This is a genomic window from Bacillus sp. EB V-12, assembly GCF_056158125.1.
The window spans coordinates 34,091-59,410 of record NZ_JBUXJL010000017.1; the positions used below are offsets into that span (position 1 = coordinate 34,091).

At 32.8% G+C, this 25,320-nt stretch carries 20 protein-coding genes and 2 pseudogenes; 6 read left to right on the plus strand and 16 right to left on the minus strand.

All coding sequences use genetic code 11. The annotated features are described in order from the left end of the window. The first annotated feature begins 264 nt into the window (after positions 1-264). Positions 265-1,734 carry a glutamate decarboxylase gene (gad, locus tag ACZDYH_RS27785; protein ID WP_474887696.1) on the plus strand — a complete coding sequence of 490 codons (1,470 nt, stop codon included), beginning with the start codon at positions 265-267 and terminating at the stop codon, positions 1,732-1,734. A gap of 168 nt (positions 1,735-1,902) precedes the next feature. On the opposite strand, the gene ACZDYH_RS27790 is transcribed toward gad, so the two are convergent. The 10 genes and pseudogenes from ACZDYH_RS27790 to ACZDYH_RS27835 form a co-directional block, all read right to left on the minus strand. Next, positions 1,903-2,412, minus strand: coding sequence for a ClbS/DfsB family four-helix bundle protein (locus ACZDYH_RS27790; protein ID WP_434714922.1), 510 nt, complete (start codon positions 2,410-2,412; stop codon positions 1,903-1,905). Positions 2,413-2,579: 167 nt separating this feature from the next. Continuing rightward, positions 2,580-3,341 carry a glycosyltransferase gene (locus tag ACZDYH_RS27795; protein WP_434714921.1) on the minus strand — a complete coding sequence of 254 codons (762 nt, stop codon included), beginning with the start codon at positions 3,339-3,341 and terminating at the stop codon, positions 2,580-2,582. A 453-nt stretch (positions 3,342-3,794) separates the two neighbouring features. Further along, entirely contained in the window at positions 3,795-4,232 is a 438-nt protein-coding gene (locus ACZDYH_RS27800; RefSeq protein WP_434714920.1) for a GNAT family N-acetyltransferase, read from the minus strand. A gap of 188 nt (positions 4,233-4,420) precedes the next feature. Beyond that, positions 4,421-4,823: pseudogene (locus ACZDYH_RS27805) on the minus strand (BlaI/MecI/CopY family transcriptional regulator). A 368-nt stretch (positions 4,824-5,191) separates the two neighbouring features. Continuing rightward, positions 5,192-6,016 (minus strand): SDR family NAD(P)-dependent oxidoreductase, encoded by an 825-nt coding sequence (locus tag ACZDYH_RS27810; protein WP_459070541.1) that lies wholly within the window; start codon positions 6,014-6,016, stop codon positions 5,192-5,194. Between the two features lie 23 nt (positions 6,017-6,039). Beyond that, positions 6,040-6,747: an SGNH/GDSL hydrolase family protein gene (locus ACZDYH_RS27815; protein WP_434714918.1), complete on the minus strand. Its 708-nt coding sequence runs from the start codon at positions 6,745-6,747 to the stop codon at positions 6,040-6,042. Next, positions 6,725-7,345 carry a TetR/AcrR family transcriptional regulator gene (locus ACZDYH_RS27820; protein ID WP_434714917.1) on the minus strand — a complete coding sequence of 207 codons (621 nt, stop codon included), beginning with the start codon at positions 7,343-7,345 and terminating at the stop codon, positions 6,725-6,727. Before ACZDYH_RS27820 ends, ACZDYH_RS27815 begins: the two co-directional genes overlap by 23 nt. A 1,269-nt stretch (positions 7,346-8,614) precedes the next feature. Beyond that, the gene (locus ACZDYH_RS27825) at positions 8,615-9,517 is read right to left on the minus strand and encodes a hypothetical protein (RefSeq protein WP_434714915.1); all 903 of its coding nucleotides are present in this window, start codon (positions 9,515-9,517) and stop codon (positions 8,615-8,617) included. A 92-nt stretch (positions 9,518-9,609) separates the two neighbouring features. Then, on the minus strand, positions 9,610-10,593 hold the full coding sequence (locus ACZDYH_RS27830; RefSeq protein WP_434714914.1) for a hypothetical protein: 984 nt from the start codon (positions 10,591-10,593) through the stop codon (positions 9,610-9,612). A 2,783-nt stretch (positions 10,594-13,376) separates the two neighbouring features. After that, the gene (locus ACZDYH_RS27835) at positions 13,377-14,198 is read right to left on the minus strand and encodes a UTP--glucose-1-phosphate uridylyltransferase (RefSeq protein WP_149214553.1); all 822 of its coding nucleotides are present in this window, start codon (positions 14,196-14,198) and stop codon (positions 13,377-13,379) included. Positions 14,199-14,394: 196 nt separating this feature from the next. Between ACZDYH_RS27835 and ACZDYH_RS27840 the strand changes: the two genes are divergently transcribed. The 3 genes from ACZDYH_RS27840 to ACZDYH_RS27850 are packed head-to-tail and all read left to right on the plus strand — an operon-like array spanning position 14,395 to position 17,828. Beyond that, positions 14,395-15,684, plus strand: coding sequence for a UDP-glucose dehydrogenase family protein (locus tag ACZDYH_RS27840; protein WP_434714913.1), 1,290 nt, complete (start codon positions 14,395-14,397; stop codon positions 15,682-15,684). Further along, a complete protein-coding gene (locus ACZDYH_RS27845; RefSeq protein ID WP_098198960.1) occupies positions 15,681-16,634 on the plus strand; it encodes an NAD-dependent epimerase/dehydratase family protein in 954 nt (317 codons plus the stop codon). The genes ACZDYH_RS27840 and ACZDYH_RS27845 overlap by 4 nt, the downstream gene beginning before the upstream one ends. Positions 16,635-16,637: 3 nt before the next feature. Beyond that, on the plus strand, positions 16,638-17,828 hold the full coding sequence (locus tag ACZDYH_RS27850) for a glycosyltransferase family 4 protein (protein WP_149214556.1): 1,191 nt from the start codon (positions 16,638-16,640) through the stop codon (positions 17,826-17,828). Positions 17,829-18,282: 454 nt separating this feature from the next. Here ACZDYH_RS27850 and ACZDYH_RS27855 read toward each other — a convergent pair whose 3' ends face one another. From ACZDYH_RS27855 to ACZDYH_RS27870, 4 genes are all read right to left on the minus strand, one after another. Continuing rightward, on the minus strand, positions 18,283-18,930 hold the full coding sequence (locus tag ACZDYH_RS27855) for an AAA family ATPase (protein WP_474887701.1): 648 nt from the start codon (positions 18,928-18,930) through the stop codon (positions 18,283-18,285). Between the two features lie 80 nt (positions 18,931-19,010). Beyond that, positions 19,011-19,436: a hypothetical protein gene (locus ACZDYH_RS27860; RefSeq protein WP_065705581.1), complete on the minus strand. Its 426-nt coding sequence runs from the start codon at positions 19,434-19,436 to the stop codon at positions 19,011-19,013. A gap of 1 nt (position 19,437) precedes the next feature. Next, entirely contained in the window at positions 19,438-20,496 is a 1,059-nt protein-coding gene (cotS, locus tag ACZDYH_RS27865) for a spore coat putative kinase CotS (RefSeq protein WP_434714908.1), read from the minus strand. Positions 20,497-20,520: 24 nt separating this feature from the next. After that, positions 20,521-21,657, minus strand: coding sequence for a glycosyltransferase family 4 protein (locus ACZDYH_RS27870; protein ID WP_434714906.1), 1,137 nt, complete (start codon positions 21,655-21,657; stop codon positions 20,521-20,523). 152 nt (positions 21,658-21,809) lie between these two features. Between ACZDYH_RS27870 and ACZDYH_RS27875 the strand changes: the two genes are divergently transcribed. Further along, the gene (locus ACZDYH_RS27875; RefSeq protein ID WP_434715077.1) at positions 21,810-22,913 is read left to right on the plus strand and encodes a CotS family spore coat protein; all 1,104 of its coding nucleotides are present in this window, start codon (positions 21,810-21,812) and stop codon (positions 22,911-22,913) included. Positions 22,914-23,113: 200 nt separating this feature from the next. On the opposite strand, the pseudogene ACZDYH_RS27880 reads toward ACZDYH_RS27875, so the two are convergent. Further along, positions 23,114-23,442: pseudogene (locus ACZDYH_RS27880) on the minus strand (IS6 family transposase); the annotation flags it as partial. 347 nt (positions 23,443-23,789) lie between these two features. Here ACZDYH_RS27880 and ACZDYH_RS27885 point away from each other — a divergent pair. Next, complete coding sequence (locus ACZDYH_RS27885) at positions 23,790-24,236, plus strand: GNAT family N-acetyltransferase (protein ID WP_434714905.1); 447 nt, start codon at positions 23,790-23,792, stop codon at positions 24,234-24,236. A 714-nt stretch (positions 24,237-24,950) separates the two neighbouring features. Here ACZDYH_RS27885 and ACZDYH_RS27890 read toward each other — a convergent pair. After that, the coding region (locus tag ACZDYH_RS27890; protein ID WP_474887704.1) for a PPC domain-containing protein at positions 24,951-25,320 on the minus strand (370 nt) is incomplete at its 5' end.

Here is a 25,320-nt window from a genome sequence, read left to right on the forward strand (position 1 = left end):
GTACGACAGTCCTTCCCTCCAGACCAGGATCGCTGCAATCTGAATCAAGGAACGTTACATGTCCTCATTGACCAGAAAGTGCTTGGTAAGTTTCAGTAAGGAATGAATCGACTATTCACTCCTTTGAATTATAACCATAGGGTTCCGTGTTGCTTTGAAATAAAGATTGATAGAAAAGTGCTTGAAGCTTTATGTCCCCTTGGTTTAACAAATGATTTTTTGTAAATAATATGTTTGTTAAAAACTTAATTAAGGGGGGCTTTTATGCCACAGGATCGAAAAGCAGAAGTTCAAAACGATACATACGAAAGAAAAGTTATTATGCCAGATAATTCACAATCTCTACCACTTCACATGCAAAAAGAGCTGCCTCACGAATTTTCTGTAAATCCTTTGTTTGCCCGCGAAGGAGAATCCGTCGTTCCACGCTTTCATATGTCTGATGAAGGCATGTTACCAGAAACAGCATATCAAATCGTCCATGATGAAATTGCTCTTGATGGCAACGCCCGCCTGAATCTTGCAACTTTTGTTAGTACATGGATGGAGCCTACCGCAGAGCAATTATATGCAAAATCATTCGACAAGAACATGATTGACAAGGACGAATATCCACAGACAGCTGAAATTGAGGAGCGGTGTGTCCGTATCTTAGCCAACCTCTGGCATTCGCCCAGCCCCCTTACGACTATGGGCGTTTCAACAACTGGATCGTCAGAAGCATGTATGCTCGGTGGGCTTGCCTTAAAGCGACGCTGGCAAAATGCACGTAAAAGCGAAGGGAAGCCGGTAGATCGTCCTAATATTGTGTTTAGTTCTGCTGTTCAGGTCGTTTGGGAAAAATTCGCGAATTATTGGGAGGTTGAACCACGCTATGTGAAGGTTAGCCCTGAACATCCTCAATTGGATCCTCAGGGGGTCCTCGCAGCCGTGGATGAAAATACGATTGGTGTAGTACCGATTCTCGGTGAAACTTATACCGGTCTTTACGAACCGGTTGCCGCAATTTCGAAAGCGTTGGATGATTTACAGGCGAAGACTGGTCTTGACATTCCCATGCATGTGGATGCAGCTTCGGGAGGATTTATAGCACCATTTCTCCAACCAGATTTAGTCTGGGATTTTCAATTACCAAGGGTGAAGTCCATCAATGTATCCGGACATAAATATGGATTAGTCTATCCTGGATTGGGTTGGATAATTTGGCGGGAAGCTGAAGATCTCCCTGAAGATCTAATCTTCCATGTCTCCTATTTGGGCGGAGACATGCCGACCTTTGCTCTGAATTTTTCTCGTCCAGGCGCACAAGTGCTCCTGCAATATTATAATTATTTACGCTTAGGGAAAAAGGGGTACTATGATGTTCAAAAGGCTTCACAGAAAGTCGCTCTTTTTCTAAGCAAGGCCATTCAGAAGATGGAACCGTTCGAACTTTTGTCCGATGGTTCGGATATTCCGGTTTTCGCTTGGCGACTGAAAGATGGCTACACATCAAACTGGAATCTTTATGATTTATCTCGACAATTGCGTGTGTTCGGTTGGCAAGTACCCGCCTATCCATTGCCTCCAAATCTAGAAACGGTGACGATTATGCGCGTTGTGGTTCGAAATGGATTTTCCATGGATCTTGCGCATTTATTTTTGAGAAACCTCAAACAGACTGTTGCCTTTCTTGATTCCCTGGATGGGCCTATGCCACATGATACGAAATGTGATAATGGGTTTCATCACTAAATTAAAAAAGCCTAATTTCTTCACATTAAATTGAGAAGTTAGGCTTTTTTAATATTGGAATTTCCTTAACGTTGTAAATCCATATTTTTCTGAAACTAACCAATATATATAAAATAGACTTTAATACCTTTCGTCTAAATGTCTGGATATCTACTTTTCTTAAATCACTTATAAGACTGTTTTTTTCCATTTTCGTATTTTAGTTCTGAAATTCGTGAATGGAGCAACTGTATTGATATGCACCCATTTCCAAATAGGCCACTTTGCTTTTGTTGTAGCCCATTTTCTTTGTTCTGGTTGGAATAATTCTACTTCAGAAAGATCACTTATCCAATCGACTAACATTTGAACTAACTTTGTTAATTCTTCCTCCTGCTGTTTTAAGGTTAACCTACCATATCGCTCATAAAAAGATTGATAAAGCCCACCTAAGTTATTCCATTTGTAGTCCGGAGTAGGTGTTTGTACGTCAAGTCCACATTGTTCGTCTTTTTCCCATGATAATAACAAGTTAATCCACCCCAATTGATAAGAAAGGATTTCAGAAGGAGTTTTGTCCACTTCAGAGATATGTTTACTCCTCAAATTTTCAGGAATCACCTTAAATTCTTCAATAAATTTCTTATAGGCTTTATCGATTGATTTAATAAATTCTTCAGCATTAGCGTACTGTTTCATAGTTCTTTCACACCTTTATTTTTGATACCTCCAGCATATGGTTAATGGTCTACATTCAACCAAACCAAAAGAATCCTAAATAAATAAGATTCTTTTGGTTTGGTTGAATTTAATTTATCTTAGTTTGCTAGTTCACTTGACGATGATTTGTTTGGTATTCTTCGCCTTTATCTTTCTTGGTTATCATAATATGTTTTATCTGCGTATTTTTTATCATTTCCTCTTAGATAGGCTAAGATTACTTTGGGATTTTTAAGTAAAGCCCAGTCTCCATATGTATCAAATCTTCTGCATGAAGTTATCATTCCATTTTTAATGGTACCGAATTTCTTATGATTTCGCTTTCCCCATTTTTTTAACCGTTTAGCAAAATCTGCATCTTCTGCCATAAGCATATTTTCATTAAATCCATTGATTGCCATAAAGTCTTTTCTATAGCACCAAAAAATCCCTACAGATATAGCTCCATACTTAAAAAGTAAGGGGATTATTAATAACATTGCGGAAACGAATATTCCTAAAGACATTCTTTCAAATTTCCCAGTTACCCCACCGCCAATGTATTTACCTGAAGCTAAATATTTATCTACATTAGACAACATAGATTCTGTCATTTGGGTATCAGCGTCTATAGTAATGATTATTTCTCCACTAGCTATTTTGGCTCCTGCATTTCGAATTTTTGATAAGTTTTTATCGTTGTTTTTTAATGTAATACAATTATAAGACTTTGCTATTTCTTCTGTTTTATCTGTGCAACGATTTAAAACAACTATAACTTCAGTTTGATCTTTATATGCTTCTGATGCTTTTGCAATCGAATCTAAACATTTTCTAATATACTTTTCCTCATTGTGTGCAGGGATTATAATAGAAAATTTCATAGCATCTTTTAAATAGACTCCTGAAGATTTATTTGTTTCAGTCATAATATTCCCCCTTTTTCATAAAGCGAATATATACCATATATAATATATATTAACATTTATAGAATTTTATTATAGGGGCTAGCACGCAAATTTTAACATTTGTATATCCTAAGGGATTCTCAAACACCACGTCAATATACTACTGCTGCAGTACATCCATGTATATGTAGCCATGTTTACTCTGGACTAGATTTCCAAGAGGGACTATTATCAATACAAATAGAGCTCTTGGTATACCTAATAGTACTGCAAAGAATACATTTGTAGTACTAGACATGGGAGATGTAAATTGTAAAAGGAACGTAACAAATAATTGGTTTGATATTTATTTTGGAGAATCTAATAGTAGGGGGCACTATACATGCCCATCAACTTAAGAATTTTCACTACCCCTAAGTACAAAAAACGTTATTCTTTCTAAACACTCTAAGAAAAAACACTTATAAATTAAATTTAATTAATTGATATATACTTCTTGAAACCCTTACTTCTGGTTCCATTGTATCCATTTTTAGTGAAGAATTTATGAGCTTTTATTCTAGTAGCACTACTTAATAAGATAACTCTTGTGGAACCCCTTGCAATTGATATCTGTTCTACATGTTTCAATAACTTTTCCCCTATCCCATTACCTCGAAAATCTTCATTTACAATCACATACTCTAAAACAGTATACGGCCTAAATTGATATCCAGGATCAAGGCAAAACGTCATAAATATACTTCCTTTGATGTTACCACTTTCCTCATAGACAAACAAAAAATTATTAGAATCATTCCTTATCTGCTCAATTCTTTCTGGTAAAACCTTAATATTTTTGCTATGTGGTGCTAATTTTTTATATAGATTTTCAATTACATTACTGTCCTTTGGTTCAGCTTCACGAATCATATAATTACCTACCTTTTGCATTTAATATATCGATGACTCAAATTGATTTAATATTCCGATTAAATTATATATTAAAACAAGACTTTTTGGTATAATTCAGGAGGTGGTAAAAACGAAAAGGATTGTAATAATTCCACAGCTTGACAACCTGAACTGAATTAATTACACGAAGATAAACATTTCTATCATTATGATCTATCCTTCCTCTGATTTCCCTCAGTTTTCTCATCCAGAATACGTTTAAGTTCGTTAATGTCTTCTGAAGACAATTTTTCTTATTTCAAGAAATTTACAATCAAAGGTTTAAATGCTGTATCATAGAAACGTTTAAGTAAAGATTTTGTTTCTACTTGTAAATAACTATCTTGTGAAACCAAAGTATAATAAGCGTACATACGCCCCATTATCTTGATGGTAAGCAATTGCTTCTTTGTGAACTAATCGATAAATTAGTGTTCAAATCGATTTCGGTTTTCAATCCATTTTCATCTCCAACACATCAATCACTTCATTTACCTTTTGTGGAGATTTTGACCACAGTACTTTTATTACTTCTAATTCAGCTTCCGAAAATTTAGGTAATTCTTTCATAAGATAAAATTACAAACCTCTGTATTACATTCGTAATCCGAAACTGAATTTATACTTGTAATCTTTCGTTGTCAATATTATTTTATGTTTGCGGAATCCTTTCCTATGTCCATCAATATAAGCACGAAAAAAATCAACAGAAGTTTGGACTTTTATATCCTCCTAATTAGACAAGAAATTGAATACTTCTATTTCTATAATTATTTTTGGATAAAAAAATGAAACCAACTTATTAATGGTCTCATTTTAACAACGGACTAAAATAACATTTGGTTGATTTTTTTACATAACAAATTGAATTTATTTCTTAACTAAATAGCGAAGGTTTAACCAGTTTTGTTGGATTATTTTGCGAGGGATCATAAAAATTAGCCAGTTGAACCTTTGGCCTCTCTAACCACTTTACAAACAAACCTCGCTAATGCATTATGCATTGGGGGGAATATTGTAAATATGACATCCATTGTTTTACGTAGTGGCATTGGGCATATTATAGGTTTATTTTTATGAACTCCATTAATAGCAATTTTCGCAAGTTTTTGAGGAGACATCATCTTGTGTTTTTTCATTTGTTTAGTTATAGCAGACTTATCGATATTTATTGCTTTTGCAGCATCAAATATTGGAGTATCAACGAAAGACGGACAAAGCGTACTCACTTTAATACCAAACTCTTCCGCTTCAAAATGAAGGGAGGTTGTTAAACCTACAATAGCATGTTTAGTCGTAGAGTAGGCCGAAGCTATTGGAGATGGACCAAGACCTGCAGCAGATGCCGTGTTGACAATATGTCCAAACCCTTGTTCTTTCATTATTTTATATCCCATTTGAGTACCATGAATGACTCCCCATAAATTGATATCAACAATTTCTTTCCAGTTTTCTAACGACATATCATACAATTCACCGTACATAGAGATTCCAGCATTATTAAATAGATAGTCTAGCCTTCCAAATTCTTCATATATCTCTTCGATTACATGTTCTACACAATTGTAATCAGTAACATCTAAATACGTAAACCTAGAATTTAAAACGTCTTGGTTAAGCTTTCCTTCAAACGCTTTTCCTTCTCTCTCATTAATATCAGCGATAACTACAAATACATTTCGAGACGATAATTCATTGCAAATGGCTCTGCCAATCCCTGAGGCACCGCCTGTTACAATAGCAATCTTTTTATTTTCTCCCATTCCAGTTCCCCCCATAAATTATTCTATTTTTGTGACTGAATGGTACCACTGCTATCGAATAAAAGTTGATTTATCATAGATGCATATTCTTCTGCCACACACAAAGCACCATTGCTATTTAGATGAATACCATCTAAAGTCAAATGAAGACCTCGCTTACTGGATAATCGATCAATTCGAATTGGATTCTTATAAAGAAACACATCCTTCATTACAGTCATAACACTTGTGCTGATATAGTCTGAACTGTTCGCGTTAGCCAACCGTTTCTCAAAAACTGATTGCATATCCAGAAAACTAACATTTAAAAATTGACTCGATATATTTTCAATAATAGTAGACAACCCCTTTAACTCGTAATTTGATTGATTTTTTAAATTTTCTCCCACTATTGCTGGTGAAACTACAACAACGTACTTTGAAAAAGGAATGACTATATTCAGTATTTTGTTGAAATAATTATTAAATTCTCGATGGTCTTCTACAATTGGTTGAGCTTGCACTTTTAACAGTTTTGAATAAACATCATTAGCACCAATCCAAAGGAAGATTAAATCAAAATTTAATTCCAACTTGATTTTCGTTAATCGTGTATGCAAACTTTTAACCGTTTCCCCTGGTTTACCAAGGTTTAAAAATGTGATACTTGGATATTTTCGTTTTAATATGTTCACAAAGGACACTCCTGGACGACCTTCAGTTAAACTATCACCGATTAATCCAATCTTCATTTTCATTTCCCCCGTCTTTTATTGATTCTAAAAAGATTGTAATCGCTTGATTAAACAGCGGTTCTAGTGTTTTCAACTCATGTGTATTCGTGAGCTGACATAATCCCCCAAGCCAAGTTCCTAGCAATATAGTCCATTCGTCTAGATTACCATCTTTGAACTCCTTTTTTTCTACCCCCTCTTTTAAAATTGTTTGATAAGTATTCATTGGTACAATTGATAAATCGAATAATTTCTGGACCGATTCAGGACTAGATTTTGGGTTTGAAGCGAGCTCTTGACCTGATTTTAATAACGGCGTTTGGTAATTATAAAGGACATGAATTGCCATGCTGTATAGTTTTTCAGTTGCGGTTGAATAAGTAGATTCTTTTGCTATCCATTTTTCATACCAATTTTGCATAGTTTGTTGCGCTAAGAGAACAAATAGCTGTTCTTTGTTTGTAAAATGATAATATATATGTCCTTTACTGTAACCAGAGGACTTGGAAATATCTCCGACAGATGTTTGGTTATATCCTTTTTGAGAAAACAAAAGAGATGCATGCTCCATGATTTCTTTTTTTGTAATCTCACTATCATAATGCCTTTTATTCAAATACATTCTCCTCCCTTTAATTAGTACAGTCGTTCTAATTTAAATATACGTATAGAATTTAATTTTTGTGCAGATTATTAAAGAAATTACACTTATATTTTAGAAAATAGGGGGAAATCCTACATGAACTTCAATTCAAATAAACTTTTCTTTATGTGAGTATGGTACAAGTACATTGAAACTTAAAAAATAACTACCAAAATAAGAATGTTTATCTATATAAGCGGTTTTAATTAAGATGAAGGCTAAAATTAGGAGAAAATAAGTTAGCCTTGATTAGCTTAGTTAGAATCATAAAATTCTTTATCAATTGGTGAAATATGTTTTTACTCATAGTAATTGAATCTAACACATCTATTTTCTTTTCATTTATTATTAGTTCCTTCAAATTTTTATTTTTTATTGGCAAATGGATAATGTTTTCTAAAATAAAAATACATTCCCATTTGAAAGTGATACATTTTTATTAACAATAAGTGGCTATTGTGTTGAAATCTACTTTTATTAGTAATTAAAGCTTGACCAACAGATAAGTGGGTAAAAAGAGCTGTATATCATTAAGATATAGATGTTTGTATAATGTGCCGACGTCATCTTACAAATGAGACGAATGTAGAAAATAGTTATGCTATAGATCACATTGACCACTAAGCCGTATGGGCAATAATGATTTAACAAACTTGTAATAATTTCAAAGTTAATCGGGCGACTAAAATAAACAACGGCACAATACCTTTTTGAAATCTATAAATCTCTAACTACACTGCAAAAAAGTTTCTTTAAAAAGTATTCACTTTAGTATCCCTGTTTAAAGAAGCATCCATTCTCTTATCTCGATGTGTGGACAGGATAATAAGTACTAGTTGGACTGTTTCTGTAGATGGTAGAGCATTTTACACTATAAAATAAGTTTCTACTTTCATGTCTTTGTACACTTTTTCAAAAGTGTACAAAGACATGAATCTCTAAACAATTTAGACAAGAAAGTATATCCTTCATGAATATCTTTTGTTACTCATGTAGAATTAAATTACATTTTAGTTAAACTCCACATTTAATAAGGTTTTACTGAGGACTAAAAAAGAGAGCATGGCTCTCTTTTTTAGTTATTTACTATTTAGTTTTGTTTCAAATTAAATTAGTTGAAGCGTTACTAAAATTTTGTTCAGAAAGTTAACTAGATTTTCATGCTACTTTTATTTTATTTTACATAAGAGCAACATCTCTTATTCCTTGCAATATAGCAGTTGCTAATCTTTTTAAAAGTTTTTAGAATTTCACTTGTGCATGTGTAGTAGTTTCTGTAAATTTATCAGATTGACTAGCTGAAACTCCAAACGTAAGAGGTGAAAACGATATAGACGGAGAAACTTGGAATGTTGTTTCTTGATGCAAGTACTTACCATAAGCATCTATCTGAGTAGTAGCTGCTAATTTCTCAACTGTATAATAAGAGAATGCGGATAAAGTTAGTACTTTTTCGTTATAACAAGCGTAGGATTTAGTAACATCATTAGGTAAATCAATATTTAAAGCATAGCCAGAAGGTCCCTTTGACCATTTGTTACTGTCCTTCGTATAAGTTGCATTCTTAGATTTAGTTTTATTACAATCATACTTTAGCTTCCATTTTTGTTGTCCGTATTGTGATCCTGGAGAAGGAGCCCAAAAAGAACTGTTAACACCTGTACCTATAACATCTATTTTTCTATTACTAGGCATAACACTCCATTCTATGGAAGTTTTTACCCTGTACTTTTGTTTTGCTTTTAAAGAGACAATATTAGTTGTAACCTTTTTATAAGATGTGGTATTCGTATCGCTAGAAAGTTTTGCCACACCATTGCTTTTTTGTACTCTTTTTGCTTCTTCTAGTTGAACTTCATTTAAATACGTGTTCTTATCAATTTCAATTTCTTTACTTGAATTATTAACTCCATTTTCAGTAACTTTAATAAACTTTTCTTTGGTAGCTACAACTTGGCCATCAATTTCTAAGTTTTTCATTATTTCCATTTCAGGCATGTCCGAAATTTCTTCTTTAGTGAAACCTAAAGACTCTAAATGTTTTATTTGTTCTACATTTAACTCAGCAGCTTCAACTTTAATACCATCCAAATTAAATACTATAATCCCCATCAAAAAACCAACAAATAAGTATATTTTTTTCAAAATAATCCCCCTGGTTATTTTTATGTTTTAATTAAATTATATAAATAATACAGTTGTTGTATTTCAAATGTTTTACTATTAAATTCGAATTTTTATAAATCTGCTTGATAAACCATATATCGACCACTAGCAAGGGTAACGAATACTTGATTATCTTTAATTTTTACTACAGTGCCGTTAGAAGTATAATTATTTAATTTTGTTTTTGCTTTAACAGAAATTTTATTATTTCCATCAATCTGAACCAAAAGCATCTGACCAGTGGAACTAATTACTATTGCATGTTTATCCTTGAGGGCCACCACTTTATTCCATTTATAATTTTTACTTTCTTGATCAGTCAGTTCTGAACTCTCAATCTTTTCCCCTTCTTTATTAAAAAGGGCGAATTTTGCACCCTCTCCAACAGCTATTATAGTACCATCAGAAAGTCTGTCAATTGACGTAATATCATGTTTTGTTGATCCCCAATCCCCAAAGTTGATGACGTTTCCATTTGTTAGTGACATGACTTGATATTTCCCTTTATCACCTACCATCAAGATCAGGTGTCCACATAACTGAATTGAATCGTTAATATTCCAATCATTTGGCCATTTTCCTGTTCGTGTTACGCCATAAGAATCACCATCAAGGATAGCATAATAACCTTTATCGTAAACTAATAAAAGCCTTCCATCCAATAGTTTCTTAACAAATCTCGGATTACGTTTGTCCGATAGTTGCCCTTGTTCAACTAAACCTGCAGATGAATCTACAACTTTCCATTTTCCTGATGTACCCGCAATAAAAAAGTTACCATCAGATGTTTTTGCAATGCCCTTTGTAGGAAAAGAAGGTTTGTTCTTTTCATGTGAAACCATTGATCCACCAGATTCAGTGCTTAATACAGCTAAATCAGTAGAATTTCCAACAAAAATAGTATCCCCATCGATACCTACAGCTTCCTGGATAGTGCCAATTCCATCCCATTTATTACTCACAACACCATACAGATTTGCTGCACTTGCACTTGTAGGTAGTATCAATAAAGCGCTTGCAAGTAATAATGTAGATAATTTCTTGAGTTTAATCATATTTCCACCCCTATCAAATATATTTTATAAATCATATATAAATATATTAACACATTAGGTAATAAAAGGTTGCCGCTATAACGTATTTATCAAAAGGATTCAGAATAATTAATTATATCATTCGATATGTATATTTGATTATAAAGGTTGCCCTTTAAATATTAATAAATATAAAATTTAGCTATGAAAAATTATGCAGAAAGGTTAAGTAGGGGGCGCATCACATGCCCTATTAAGCTAAGGTATGGTACCCTATGACCTTCCGATCTTGTTGGCTACATGCTTGGTATTTTGTATGTTGTTAAAAATACGTATTCCAAATAAACCTTGATAAGATGTGTTTTTAAAGATTATACAGAAAAGTTTTATCTATTATTTTACTGACCCTGTTTATTTTTGTATTTCAACAATAAAGATAAAAGTGACTCCGATTATATGATTTTAAAATGAATGTCGTCTGTTATACCTCTATAACGCTGACTGTTCAGAGCATGCTCTGAACTTTACCATTTTAGCCCAGAAGACTCCTGCCTCAAGGTGGTTAGATTTTTCTGATTCCGATTTATCATAACGAACTGCAAATGCAAGTTTAGAAATATAACTCCCTGTTATCACAATTAGCATATCTGCTAATTGTAACCCAACAAACTCCTTAGAATCCTAGTCTACTATTATATCGCTAAATCCATACTTCTAAATAATTTAGAAGGTTTTCCCTGATTAAGAATTAGTGTGGTCCTTCCTTTTCTTGGTCATATTATATCTGTACATCTAGATTGTCACGTTTTGAATAAACAATTAGGTTTTGCTAGCTACATTTTTATAAATTAAGATTGTCACTTGAATTATAAAGATGAGGTTCTATCCTAAAATCTTTCTCAGACTATTTCATAGTCCATTTCTGAAAAAAGCGCTCTGTTTTATTGGAGGGGTTGTAAAAAAGACCCCCTTTTTATTTATGACAAAATTAAATTTTTATATAAAAGACACACAATTAAACAAACATAACTACATATGATATATTGTATCCTCTCTTTTTAGATTCAATATTCTTTACAAAAGGGCACTTTCCTAAGTGCTCTTCTAATTACATACCAAATAGCGTTTATGTTTAAAATAATCGCTACAGAGCAATTGGACACATTCCCCAATTTATTTATCCCTATATCCATGTTAAAACTCGTTGTGAGTATGACATAACTCAATCTAGTGAAGCACTGTAACATTTCATGCAGGGCTTCTTTTTTCATCAAGCCGTTAGTTAATTGCACCGACTACCTTGACGTACAAAGTAACGTTTTTGTTGAATTTCCTTAAAATTATATATAAATATAATCAATAATTAGTTATACCATTAAAATTCCTAAAAGTTAATATTATAGAATCGACAATTGCAATAACTTTACTTCCAACATAGTCATACTTCTCGATTCTCACCCCCTTGGAGTGCACCTTTTTTCTATATAAATCTTGATCAAAGAGCGCTTTGAAAAGTGCTTATTTTATTTAAAAACTACACCAAAATGAAAGAAATACGCATACAATGTCGTGTATTCTTTTTCAATGTTTGTTTAGGTGAAAGAGCACTCTCCAGGGCGCTCTTTCATTTTTGAAAAGGATTTTATTTAAAATATAAAAATAAAAAACATATTTAGTTAAACCACTCATACACTTTTATAGGTGTTGTCATTTGGTCATGGAGTGCTCATCAGGCACTCCTATTTTTCCGCTTACTAAATAACTACTTTGTTAAAATGAACACTTTATATTTTATAATTAAAACTTTTAATATAAATACAAGCTGTAGTCATTTTCTTTAGAGCTAAATCAAGATAAAAAAGGCACTGTACAATGGGAGAATTTTCGTTTGTTTTACTAAAATATATTGAAGAATTTTGTTATTGACTTAGAAGACAAAACACGTTACCTCGACTGCCTTATTACAAATTCGTTAGCTATCAAAATTAATGATTAACCCAGATGCCACACTTCAAACAGTGCTTTAAGACGTTAAGTGGCGGGTAGTTCACATAAGTATTACCTACTCAAATGTTCGTTTTTTTCAGTAAAAAGAAAGCACCTGCGCCAGTAGGGACTCTCGTAATGTGAGAAATATTTTTCAATGAGCATTGAAATTAAAATAAGTTACAAACCTATAAACCTGTCTTTCAATTCAATATATGCTTGTCCTTACCAAAAAGCGAGAACAAAAGAGAGCACTCTCCCAATAAGTGCTCTCTTTTAAAAAATATAGGGGAACATATTGGAAACCGTTCAGTATCATTATATGATGATTCTCCTCAACTAAAACTAATATATCCATTAAAACCGGTTAATGTGTAGTTTTTATATAACAAAGAAAAAAGCATTCGTTATGGATGCTTTCCTTATCTCCTGCACAACTCTTTGGACATATAAAACCTAAAAAGAGTCTTATGAAACTCGTACTGTAATTTAGGTATTTTATTTAGCTAATTGAGATGCCGTCTGTTATCTTTTCTCTTTTTTGTATTTCCAATTACAATAAATTAATGCGCATTCTGCCCTATTGTAATTGCATGAAGCTAAGAAATACGAAAAGACCGATAGACAAAAAAATCCTCTGTAGTCATATGATTTTTTCTTTTTTATTAGTAAAAGTCGGTTTTCCCCCACTCCCTACTGTCTCAGAGGTACGACATAAATATTCCTCTTTCGCCCTTAACTTTTACATATGTTTTATCAAATCTTCAGGAATTGCTTGTTAATCTAAAATGGATATTTGTTAAATCCTTTTCTATAAATCAATCCTTACTTACATTATTTTTTGCATATAAAAGGTTAAGAAGCTGCATATATTCATCTTCTTGTCCAATATCAAATCGTTTCCCTTCAATCATTTTTCCATATACCTTTTTAGTCATAATTAAAGAATGTATCGCATCTGTTAATTGATATTCCCCCCCAACACCAGGTTGAAGCTTTTTTAATAATGGAAAGATATCCGGTGTGAAAACATATCTACCAATTACTGCAAGATTAGATGGAGGGTTTACTTTTGGTTTTTCAATAATATTTGTAACATCTATACAATCTTCTTTTACAATATTGCCTTCAATAATACCATACTTTTCTACACATTCATTTGGTACCCTATGAATGCCTATAACACTATTTTTCTTATCTTCATAAATTTTAATTAACTGGCTTAAAGCGGTTTCTTTATCCGAAACTACAATATCATCTGGTAAGAGTACAGCAAAAGGTTCATTACCAATAAATGTTTCACCTAATTTTATCGCTTCACCAAGTCCTTTCGCATATGGCTGTCTTATATAATGAATTTGAATCTCAGGGACAGTAAGCTCTTTTAACAGATGAGATTTTTTCTCTTTTTCCAAAAAAGCTTCCAATTCTAATGATTGATCAAAGTAATCAACTATTAAATCCTTTCTGCTAGAAAGGACAATTAATATTTGCTCAACACCCGATTTCACAGCCTCTTCCACAATATAATGAATCGCCGGTTTATTCCCTATAGGAAACATTTCTTTTGGAATTACCTTTGTAATTGGAAGGCTCCTCGTGCCGTAACCAGCTGCTGGAATAATTGCTTTTTTAATCACTAATCTCTCTCCTTCAATTGTTTATAACAATGTATTCAGCACCCTCTGTACCTGCGCATAACGAAATCAAAAGAGGCCTTTACCTTCTGCCTACTTTTATTGCTTATATGAATAGGCCCTTTTACTTGTCACCAATCCAACTTGTCCATCAATATACTGTTACAACTAGTACTAAGTTTAGAAAGGTGATTAGCATATGAATATATGTATTATAGGCTCTGGTTATGTTGGTATTACATCAGCAGCAGTATTAGCAGACTTAGGTCATGATGTTATATGCGTAGATAAAAATCAAGATAAAATTTACTCTCTTCAAAAGGGAGAATGCCCCATTTATGAACCTGATTTAAAAGAACTTATTCATAAAAATCGAAAACGATTACAATTCAGTTGTGATATTGATAGTACTATTCGACAATCGCCCATTATTTTTATTGCAGTAGGGACTCCTTCCACACCCAGTGGAAAGACGGATTTAAAATATATTTATTCTGTTATCGATCTACTAGTTCCAGCTATAACATCGTATAAAACTATTATTACCAAAAGTACAGTTCCACCAGGTACAAATCAACAAATATGTGAAAAGCTTATTAAATCTGGGGTTTCATCATCCCTATTCAATATTGTTTCTAATCCTGAATTTCTTCGTGAAGGTTCTGCTGTTCGTGATATGCTCATCCCAGATAGAACTATTATAGGAATCCAAAAAGGTGACACAAAGTCGTTAAAAATTATGCAGAAGATATATAAAGGAATTAGTGCTCCTTTCGTTTGTACTGGTCTAAATGAAGCAGAGATGATTAAATATACATCCAATGCATTTTTAGCTACAAAAATATCATTTATAAATGAAATCGCTCGGATTTGTGATGCATATAATATTGACATTGTTGAGGTGGCAAAAGGAATTGGTCATGACTTTCGAATTAACCCTCATTTTCTTCAAGCGGGAATGGGATATGGAGGATCATGTTTCCCAAAAGATTTACATTCACTCATCTATACAGCAAATAATAGGCACGTAGCAGTTCCTATTTTACAAGCTGTACAATCCATTAACTCCACACAAATAAATCTCTATGTTGAAAAAATCCGAAAAGCTATAAAAGAGCCCTTTTCAAAAAAAATCACGGTGTTAGGAATTGCCTTTAAGCCAAATACTGATGATATTCGTAGCTCTCTTGCCGTATTACTCCTTGAAAAATTGATTCCTCTTGGCTATGATCTACATGCTTATGACCCAAAAGCTCTTCTTCCTCCACATTTAAAAAGACAAGTTACACAGCATAATAACCTAGAATCTTCAATCACAAGTTCTGATTGCATTATTATCGCAACGGAATGGGATGAATTTAAAACACTTAATTGGAAACTAGTCAAACAAGTTATGAGGGGATGCACAATCGTAGATGGACGCAATTGCATTGAAAAAGATGAAATAGAAAAATACGGATTACAATATATTGGAGTGGGTCGGTCATGAAAATACTTGTAACAGGAGCCGCTGGTTTCATTGGTTCACATTTGTGTCAAGCGTTACTTAAAAATAGTGCATATCATGTAGTGGGAATTGATTATTTCATCGGTCCTACTCCAGCCACTTTAAAGACAGATAATATACAGTCTCTCAAATTGAATTCACGTTTTCAATTCATACAAGAAGATATTTTAAATACAGATTTATCAAAACTATTACAGGATATAGATGTTGTTTATCATCTAGCTGCTATTCCTGGTGTGAGAACAAGTTGGGGAAAAGATTTTCAGTCTTATGTTTCAAATAATATAATGGTTACACAGCAGTTGCTTGAAGCCTGTAAACACATAAAATTAGATAAATTTATTCATATATCAACATCTTCTGTTTATGGTGAAAAATCTGGCGCAGTTTCTGAAGATTTATTACCTACCCCCCTATCTCCATACGGTGTTACCAAATTAAGTGGTGAACACTTATGTCATGTTTATCAAAAAAATTTTCACATACCAATTGTTATTTTAAGATATTTCACAGTTTATGGGCCAAAACAGCGTCCTGATATGGCATTTCATAGATTAATTAAACAACTGCTAGAAGATAAACCTCTCACAATATTTGGTGATGGAACACAAACACGTGATTTTACCTATATCGATGACTGTATACGAGGAACGGTGGCCGCTTTAGAAACAAAAAAAAGTATACTAGGTGAAGTTATCAATATCGGTGGAAAAGAACAAGCTTCCATTTTAGACATCATTTCTATGTTAGAAAAAATATCAGGGAAATCAGCAACCAAAAAATTTCTAAAATCAGTTCCTGGGGAACCGAAGCAAACATGGGCAGATATATCTAAGGCCAGTACATTACTACAATATTCTCCTACAGTTTCTCTATCCGATGGATTGGAAGCAGAATTTCATTATATAAAACAACTATACAAAGGAGATTAGTTTATGAAAATTGCATATATATGTACAGAAAAATTACCCTCTCCGGCAATTAAGGGTGGAGCAATTCAAATGATGATTGATGGGGTGTCCCCCTATATAAGTCAAGATTATGAACTTACTATTTTCTCTATTTCAGATCCAGGTCTTCCAAATCAAAAAACACAAGATAATGTCAATTACTTGTATTTTCCTCAAAAAGAATATGAACAGCATGTTATAAGAACACTCCAAACCAATACCTTTGATATTATACATGTCTTTAATCGCCCTAAAAATATACCGCTATATAAACAAGCTTCTCCACACAGTAAATTTGTATTAGGTCTTCATAACGATATGTTTGCTGAGCATAAACTATCCATTTATGAAGGCAATATTATTATTGAAATGGTTACCGCCATTGTGACCGTTAGTAACTATATTAAACAAACTGTGATTGAAAGATTTCCACAAGCTGAAGAAAAGATTTCAATTGTCTACTCTGGTGTTAATTTAAAACAATCTCCCTCCATCTGGACACCAACAGGACAAAAGATAAGAAATGCATTTCGGAAAAAATATGGCATACAAAATAAAAAGGTGATACTATTTGTTGGCCGATTATGCAAAAATAAAGGACCTGACTTACTCATTCATGCTATGAAGAAAATTATTCAAACACATAAGGATACGGTACTTGTAATTGTTGGTGGTAAATGGTTTAGTGATAACCGAGTAAATAAATATGTTAAAAGACTATATAAAATGGCTAGGCCAATTAAAGAACACGTAATTTTCACCAAATTTATTCCAGCAGATCAAATTCATAATATTTTTCTAATGGGGGATATATTTATATGTAGCTCACAATGGAACGAACCATTGGCACGTGTTCATTATGAAGCAATGGCAGCTGGAATCCCAATTATTACAACAAACCGTGGGGGAAATGCTGAAGTTATAACAGATGAATATAACGGATGCCTAATAGAACAATATAATAACCCATTAGAGTTTGCCAGACTTGTCAATGCTTTGTTATCTCAACGAGAATTTGCCCAATGGATTGCTGAGAACGGTAGAAAGGTTGTGGAAGAAAACTTTACATTTAAACATACAGCGACAAAACTTGATCAGGTATATAAACAAGTCGCAGAATCCACAAATCAACCTTCTAAAAACTTATTACGCCCTCTCAAAATTCAAATCATTTAAAATATCATTATTATCCACTTTAATTAAGATCCACGAAATTTAAACGTAGATAGAATTAAATTTTTTTGATACAAATCCATTTTTCTTTCCGTACAAAGTTTTTTTATAGGGGGAACTCGATGGAGTAAGAATGCTGCGTTAATCTTTTTCCTGTTTCTTTAACGAGATGATTTAATATGGCAAGGAAACAATTAAATACAAAATGACTGTAAATAATTGTTCTCGCAATTAAGGTTTTTTATCCTTGATTCGGCCAAATGCAAATTTGTATACCTTATCGATTAATATGGATTACATCTTGTTTCCTTGTGAAATTTCTGTACTATAAAATAAAAATATAGGCTAATGCCTAGTTAACTTCTTCCTATATTTAGAAGTTCATATTCTTACCTATTAAATATGTAGAGAGCAAAAAACGCTTGAGGAAACCAAGCGTTTTTAAGTATTAATTATTTTATGCGTCTTCTTCTTCACCCTCCTCATCGTCTTCTTCGTCTTCTTCGTCTTCTTCCTCTTCTTCGTCTTCTTCGTCTTCTTCGTCTTCTTCCTCTTCTTCGTCTTCTTCGTCTTCTTCGTCTTCTTCCTCTTCTTCGTCTTCTTCGTCTTCTTCGTCTTCTTCGTCTTCTTCGTCTTCTTCGTCTTCTTCGTCTTCTTCCTCTTCTTCGTCTTCTTCTTCTTCTTCTTCTTCTTCTTCGTCGTCTTCGTCGTCCTCTTCTTCTTCTTCTTCTTCGTCTTCTTCGTCCTCTTCTTCGTCCTCTTCGTAGTCTTCGTCCTCTTCGTCTTCTTCTTCTTCGTCCTCTTCTTCGTCTTCTTCTTCTTCTTCTTCTTCGTCTTCTTCGTCGTCCTCTTCTTCTTCTTCGTCTTCTTCGTCCTCTTCTTCGTCCTCTTCGTAGTCTTCGTCCTCTTCGTCTTCTTCTTCTTCGTCCGTAAAAGTAACTTCTGTTTCATCAAAATATTGAATTTCAACCTCTACACCATTATGCGTGCCTGATTGTATTACTTCAGCTAGAGCTTTTAGAACTTCTTGTAAATCATCGCCAGGATTAACACTAAAGCCATTCTCAACATCTAGTTTTATTTTTGCTCTTTTCACATCAGCCATTTACCTAACTCCTTCCATATAGATTTATATATACTATGTTGAAGAAGTATAAAAAGATTAATATATTTGCGGAAATTTCATTAATCGTTCTCCCTAGCTTTATTTACCCATTTTGATACCCATGGACCTTTTAATGGATGATCCGGAGTAATAATAGTGACTTTTATTTTTGGCTTTTCTATTTGCGTTAAAACGACTTCATTTAATTCCTCACTTTGTTCTTCCAGCTCTATTACATCTTGAATCTCTTTATCTTGAATTTCATCAATCATTGTAGTTTTTGGTGGTGACTTCTCTTCTAAATCTAGCAATCCGATTTTCGGTAACTCCTCTAATTCCACTTCCTTAATAATTGCTAAGCTCTCTAGCACAGAGGATTCATTTAGTACAATATTTTTTTGCTGCTCATACTCTGCCAATTCCCATCCCATTGGCCCTGGTGGAGAAAACACAAATTTCTCTAAATCTAAAATAGGGATTACTATTTCTTCTTGTTCTGAACTCATTTTATTTCCCCCCACTATTGCACTTGATTTCGTGATAAATATCAGAGAAATTTTGTAAAAATTCTTCCTTAGAGTCTTCAAGTGCAATGATATTTTGCAGTGCCCAAATATACTTTTCGTCAGACCAAGAACGCTTTTGTCCTAAATAGTATTTATGTGCAATTGAACAGAATAAGTGAGGAAACGATAAATCAGTCCAAAGAACACGAAATTGTTTTTCTGAAAAAGAATTTTCTGAATTATATGCACTCAACATATGAATAGCTAAATTAGTATCCCAAACTGACATTTTTTTCATTACTTTATTTAAGATAATACGTAGGTCCCTCACTGGTAAATCACTTGTAATAGAATGTAACTCTTTCATAAACATAGCATCATCTATTTCTGTAAATCTCGCTAAGGTAAAATCTTGTTGACAAAAACTATTAGATGCAATAACTTCTTTTGTCCATTGGTCATAATATGGATCATTTAGTTCTTGTAATGCTCTCTTTCCACGTTCTAACATTTTATCAACATACTCTAAAAACATAGTTGAAAATACATCATTTGGAAAGGAAAGCGCAATTCTTTTGTTCCCTTCTAATTCTTGTAATTTCCATCTGTATAATTTATGCCACTTCCCTAATCGACTCCGAATTTTACTTTCTTCCATAGGAATATATCCTTCCGATGCTCGATGGAATTTACCTGCATATATTAGTACCTTCTCTAATTGTTCTTTATTATAATAAATGACTTCTTTCCCTTGATGCTTATCATATAGTACATACGCATACTCATTAGATCCAATACAAAAGCCCCCTCTTTTTGTTTTATGAATTTTTGTGATTGGCAACCCATTTTGAAGAAGATGTAAATGTGCTCCAGCAATAAATAGCATCCTTTTTGGGTGCATTTGTGCTTGTTTTAATATTTTTAATCCCTCTTCTGTTTCAACTTCCCACATTGTTCTCCCACTTCTGCTTGATTGTAAATAAATATTACTTATTTCAAATGGATAAAGGCTAAGGACCTTTTTTAAATGTTCACTCTCTAATCGAGTTGTTTCTTCCACCTTTCATCGCCCCCTTCTTAAAATTTATAAAATTTCCCCATACACTTTCATTAAATCCTTAGCAACTCGGTTCCAATTAAATTCTTTTTCGACCTTAGTACGTCCATATTTCCCTAACTGTTTTCTTTTATTTTCGTTATTTAAAAGATTAATTATTTTTTCTGCATATGCATCAGGGTTTTCAAAATCATTGACAATATATCCATTTTTCCCTTCTTCAATTACTTCAGGATTACCACCTCGATTACTCGTAATTATTGGTAAACCTGCTGCCATTGCTTCGTAATGTACCCTAGCAAGAGGTTCTTGCCACTGTGAAGAGCAAACAAAAATATCTGACATAGCATAAAGTGTTGAAATATCCTTTGGCTTAACAAATTTAATAAAGACTACATGTTCTGGAAACATCGCACCCAAGGTATATAAGTGTTTTACATAATTATTTACATTGTTATCCCCAAACCATTTTGAACCAATAAAAACCATTACAATGTCTGGATTCTCCTCAATTATTTTAGGAAGAGCTTGTAGCAAAATATGAGGACCTTTTACTTTACTTAAGCGTCCAACAAATAAAACTATTTTTTTATTTTGTAAATTCAACTGATTTTGCACATGATTTTTAACTTTTGTACCGTTCACGGTCCACGAAGGATAATACTCGTTTACATCTACACCAGAATATACTGTTCTTGTCTTTGCTTTTGCAGCTTGAAATCGCGAGGTAATTGTTCTTCCTATATAATCACTAACTGTTACAATTTTTGAAACAGCTGCAATACATGCTTCTCCCTCTTTATCACTTATCTTTTCATATGCAAACATTTCATTATGCACACTTAACACAAATTTCGTCTGTGGTGCTGCCTTACGTAAAATGGTAATCCAATTTGGACGATTGCATAAATGAACCACATCATATTTTTCCTGTTTCAGATGTTTAATAACATAATCGAGATATTCTTCTTCTGGAAACCTTATATACCTTACACCTTTGTTTTTTTCTTCTGGTTTCAAATTTGGATCTGTTATAGAAATAACTGTCACATTTTTCCCATTTGAAGCAATAATGGAAGCAACAGAATCTATATAAATTTGAATAGCTCCACCTCGTACAGCTGGTACAGGTAGCTTTTCAGTCGAAATTATTGCTATTTTCATTAAAACGCCTCCCTGTTTCATAAAAATACAACTTCTTCATATGTTACGAAAAAAACTTTGTGTTTGTGATTTTTCAGCCATTTTTTCATCCTTTATTATGAAATTTAGTCAATAGTACTTTTTCTTCTTAAAGGCAAATGGCTAGAACAAAAATGGTCATGTACCATACAGTAATAAGAAAGCATAAAAGGATGGTGATATATGTGGAGAATAACAATAAAGAAGCGGTATATACATTATCGCCCGAAGAGGAACAAAAATTGGTTGAATTGGCAGGGACAATGATTCAACATTGGGATATTCAAGCGACTACAATCGAATTAATACAAGGTGGACAACTGGCCTTAGTGTGGAAAATTCATACTGCAGATGGACCATTTTGTTTAAAGAGGATTCATCGCCCCGAAAAAAAAGCTCTATTTTCCATTCACGCTCAAGATTATCTAGCCAACAAAGGCATGCGTGTTCCGAGCATAATCCCAAGCAAAATGAATCAGTTGTATACAAAGCACGGTCCATTTTTATTTGTTGTTTATGATTGGATTGAGGGAAGACCATTTGAACTTACAATGCATGAAGATCTTGAAATGATTATGAAAGGGTTAGCAGATTTCCATGTAGCCTCTATTGGCTATAAGCCTCCTCCAGGCATACCTATATTTACAAAACTAGGACGTTGGCCCAATCATTACATTAAAAGGTTTCAACAGATGGAGATTTGGAAAACTTTAGCCGCAACTATGCCAGATGACCCATTTTCACAGCTATACTTGGCTGAAAGTGATTCGTTTATTTTAGAAGCAAAACAAACACACCAAAGACTATTGGAATCTGAATATACTAAATGGACTGAAGAATTACAAACATCCCCCAATTTATGTCATCAAGATTATGGAACAGGAAATTCCTTATTAGATTTAAGTAATCAAATTTGGGTAATTGATTTAGATACAGTTTCTTACGATCTACCTATTCGAGACTTGCGTAAAATGATTATTCCTCTATTAGATACAACTGGTGTTTGGGATGAAAACCAATTTCAAATTATGATTAACGCATATGAGTCAGTTTCTCCCTTAACACCTGAGCAGAAGAAAATTATGTTCATTGATATGTTATTTCCATACGAATTGTATGATGTAATTCGCGAAAGATATGTTAGAAAGTCGCCTTTACTTGCTGATGAACTTGCTGGAGCTATGGAATATGAAAGAATTAAGTCAAAAGCTTTAAACATATTAATAGAGGAATTTTAATACGCAATACTAAAATTTCTAGTTTAAAAATTACCATTATTATTAATAAAGATAATAGTTTTATTTTTATAGTGACATAGAACTTATACAGATGATTCTGGTACAAAAAGAGAATAAAACGCATAGATTCCTAACGGAATTGTATCTTATACTGCGAGTTCAAATAATTAATGGATAAATTCTTTCTGATTTTGGACAGACTAATCCCATAATTCACCTGTTCTTTTTAACCATATGTATGGCTTCTACTCCAAAAAGAATGAATATAAATTTGTCAAAATATTTTAACCATAGCATTAAGTGCTAATCTTGTTCTACTATTTTATTCAAGTGCTTTTGTTGTCTAAGTCGCATACCACTAGGTATGCTCTTTTCTTTTTTCAACCATTCAATTACTATAGGACAAGATGAATCACCAAAAACTGTTATAACACAATTTCCAAAACATAAAAAGACTGCTTGTATTTCCTTTCTAATCAATAGCAAGATATAGGTACATACATGGACCTTTTACTTTGATATATATTTCTGGAAATTTTAAACAAAGTCGTACCGTTTTGCACCATTGAGTAAAACTCCTGAAGCTTTGATTCAAGATGAAATACAATTGTTTTCAAAGAAATTCTCCCGATATTTGGTATCATATATCTTAGATAAATTAGGTAGAGAAATAGGATTTTTTCAACAGGAAAATAATTTATAGCAGGCAGAATATAATTATATTTATTATAATAATGTGTTTTAATTTGTACCTTTAAGGAGGCGTTGTCGATGAGAAAATATTTCTATTTGATTGGGCAAAAAATCAAGAGGATAACGTATCACTAGCCCATAAACTACGTGTTTCCTCTTCAATATTGGAAGGAGAGTATCAGATTGAATAAGATTTATTTAAAAGCTATTGACAAAAGTAATTGGGAAGAAGCGATTAAACTAGCTGTTACAGAAGAACAACAAACATTTATTGCATCCAACCTTTATTCTATCGCAGAAGTTCAATTTCTAGATAACTTCTATGCAAACGGTATTTATCTTGATGAAAAAATGATAGGATTTACTATGTTTGGGATAGATCCTGATGATAATAATTATTGGATTTATAGACTTATGATTGATGAAAAATTTCAAGGGCAAGGTATAGGTAAACAAGCTATACATCTGGTAATTGATGAGATAAGAAGAAATAATAACGCAAACATTTCTATAATAATGATTGGATATGCTCCTGAAAACCTTACAGCTAAATTTGTATATAAAAAAGCAGGATTTATTGAAACTGAATTATCATCTTGGGGTGAACAGTTAGCTAAGTATTCCTTATAAGCACTTGAATTCTGCACATTAACTATTAGATTTATTAAAGAAAAGAGTCTAATAGTATAGTAATGCAGATAGGAAATGATTAAACTTTTTATAAAAGAATAAACCAACTGAAAATATTAAGAGCGTGTTTTGATTTACCTTTTTCAAAACACGCTCTTTTCTATGATTGTTTATCAAGATTATTTAGTATTAATTTGATTAAACTTAATTTAAAGACAACACAATGTCTAGAATAGAGAAAAAATACCCTCCGAGTCATTAACGCAAACTAGGAAGTATCTTGTTTCACCATGTGAATCTTCTACTTTTTATCCTTCTGAACATGGAAGTTAATTAAAGATGTTTGCTATGGACAAATTACTTTTATTTACACAAAATCACATCTAAATTGAACATGCCATCCAGCCACAATTTGCTGTTTTCTAAACTAAAAGTTTACCTCTCTAATAAATGAGCCACTATCACAAAACGAAACGGTTACGCTTTTATATAGCGTAACCGTTTCGTTTTGTTGTTTGCCATCATTACGTATACTCGTTAATTTTCATGTCTATACTGTTTAGAGAAGGTATTCCATGCCATTCGGATTGACCTCCAGCACATGATAAGTTTATAACCGTTCCTATAATTAGGAACGGTCTTATTTCATTCAACTGTCCTTTTTAATTACAATAACTGTTTTTTGAAAAGCATTTATACATATCGGATATGAATTTATTTTACAAATAATGAATATTCACCATTCTTATCATCGAATTTATAAACATTTAAATAATATTTGCCTGGTTTCGCTTCGAATTTCCCCTTTATAGTATTTCCTTCATCTTCACCACAAGCTACATAATTTTGCATGTCTGATTCATGATAAAGTACCCATGTCATCCCAATATTTTGTTCATTTACCACAGAAATATCTACTTCTTTTGGATCTGTAACATTAAACGTATAAACATCTGTTTGATCAGGAGTAATCAGATTTCCTTTTACAAGCGTATTAAACGGGAGTACCTTCTCCTCTTCATGGGATTCACCTGTTGGCGGATCTTGTTTTACAGTAACTTTTGTTTGTTCTTTGCTTTCTTTT

Bases quoted from the DNA above. Each gene is read 5' to 3' on its own strand.
- ACZDYH_RS27875 (WP_434715077.1), top strand. From the start codon at position 21,810: ATGGTCATGTACCATACAGTAATAAGAAAGCATAAAAGGATGGTGATA.
- ACZDYH_RS27790 (WP_434714922.1), bottom strand. From the start codon at position 2,412: ATGAAACAGTACGCTAATGCTGAAGAATTTATTAAATCAATCGATAAA.
- ACZDYH_RS27855 (WP_474887701.1), bottom strand. From the start codon at position 18,930: ATGGCTGATGTGAAAAGAGCAAAAATAAAACTAGATGTTGAGAATGGC.
- gad (WP_474887696.1), top strand. From the start codon at position 265: ATGCCACAGGATCGAAAAGCAGAAGTTCAAAACGATACATACGAAAGA.
- ACZDYH_RS27840 (WP_434714913.1), top strand. From the start codon at position 14,395: ATGAATATATGTATTATAGGCTCTGGTTATGTTGGTATTACATCAGCA.
- ACZDYH_RS27850 (WP_149214556.1), top strand. From the start codon at position 16,638: ATGAAAATTGCATATATATGTACAGAAAAATTACCCTCTCCGGCAATT.
- ACZDYH_RS27830 (WP_434714914.1), bottom strand. From the start codon at position 10,593: ATGATTAAACTCAAGAAATTATCTACATTATTACTTGCAAGCGCTTTA.
- ACZDYH_RS27845 (WP_098198960.1), top strand. From the start codon at position 15,681: ATGAAAATACTTGTAACAGGAGCCGCTGGTTTCATTGGTTCACATTTG.
- ACZDYH_RS27870 (WP_434714906.1), bottom strand. From the start codon at position 21,657: ATGAAAATAGCAATAATTTCGACTGAAAAGCTACCTGTACCAGCTGTA.
- ACZDYH_RS27795 (WP_434714921.1), bottom strand. From the start codon at position 3,341: ATGACTGAAACAAATAAATCTTCAGGAGTCTATTTAAAAGATGCTATG.
- ACZDYH_RS27860 (WP_065705581.1), bottom strand. From the start codon at position 19,436: ATGAGTTCAGAACAAGAAGAAATAGTAATCCCTATTTTAGATTTAGAG.
- ACZDYH_RS27810 (WP_459070541.1), bottom strand. From the start codon at position 6,016: ATGGGAGAAAATAAAAAGATTGCTATTGTAACAGGCGGTGCCTCAGGG.
- ACZDYH_RS27815 (WP_434714918.1), bottom strand. From the start codon at position 6,747: ATGAAGATTGGATTAATCGGTGATAGTTTAACTGAAGGTCGTCCAGGA.
- ACZDYH_RS27800 (WP_434714920.1), bottom strand. From the start codon at position 4,232: ATGATTCGTGAAGCTGAACCAAAGGACAGTAATGTAATTGAAAATCTA.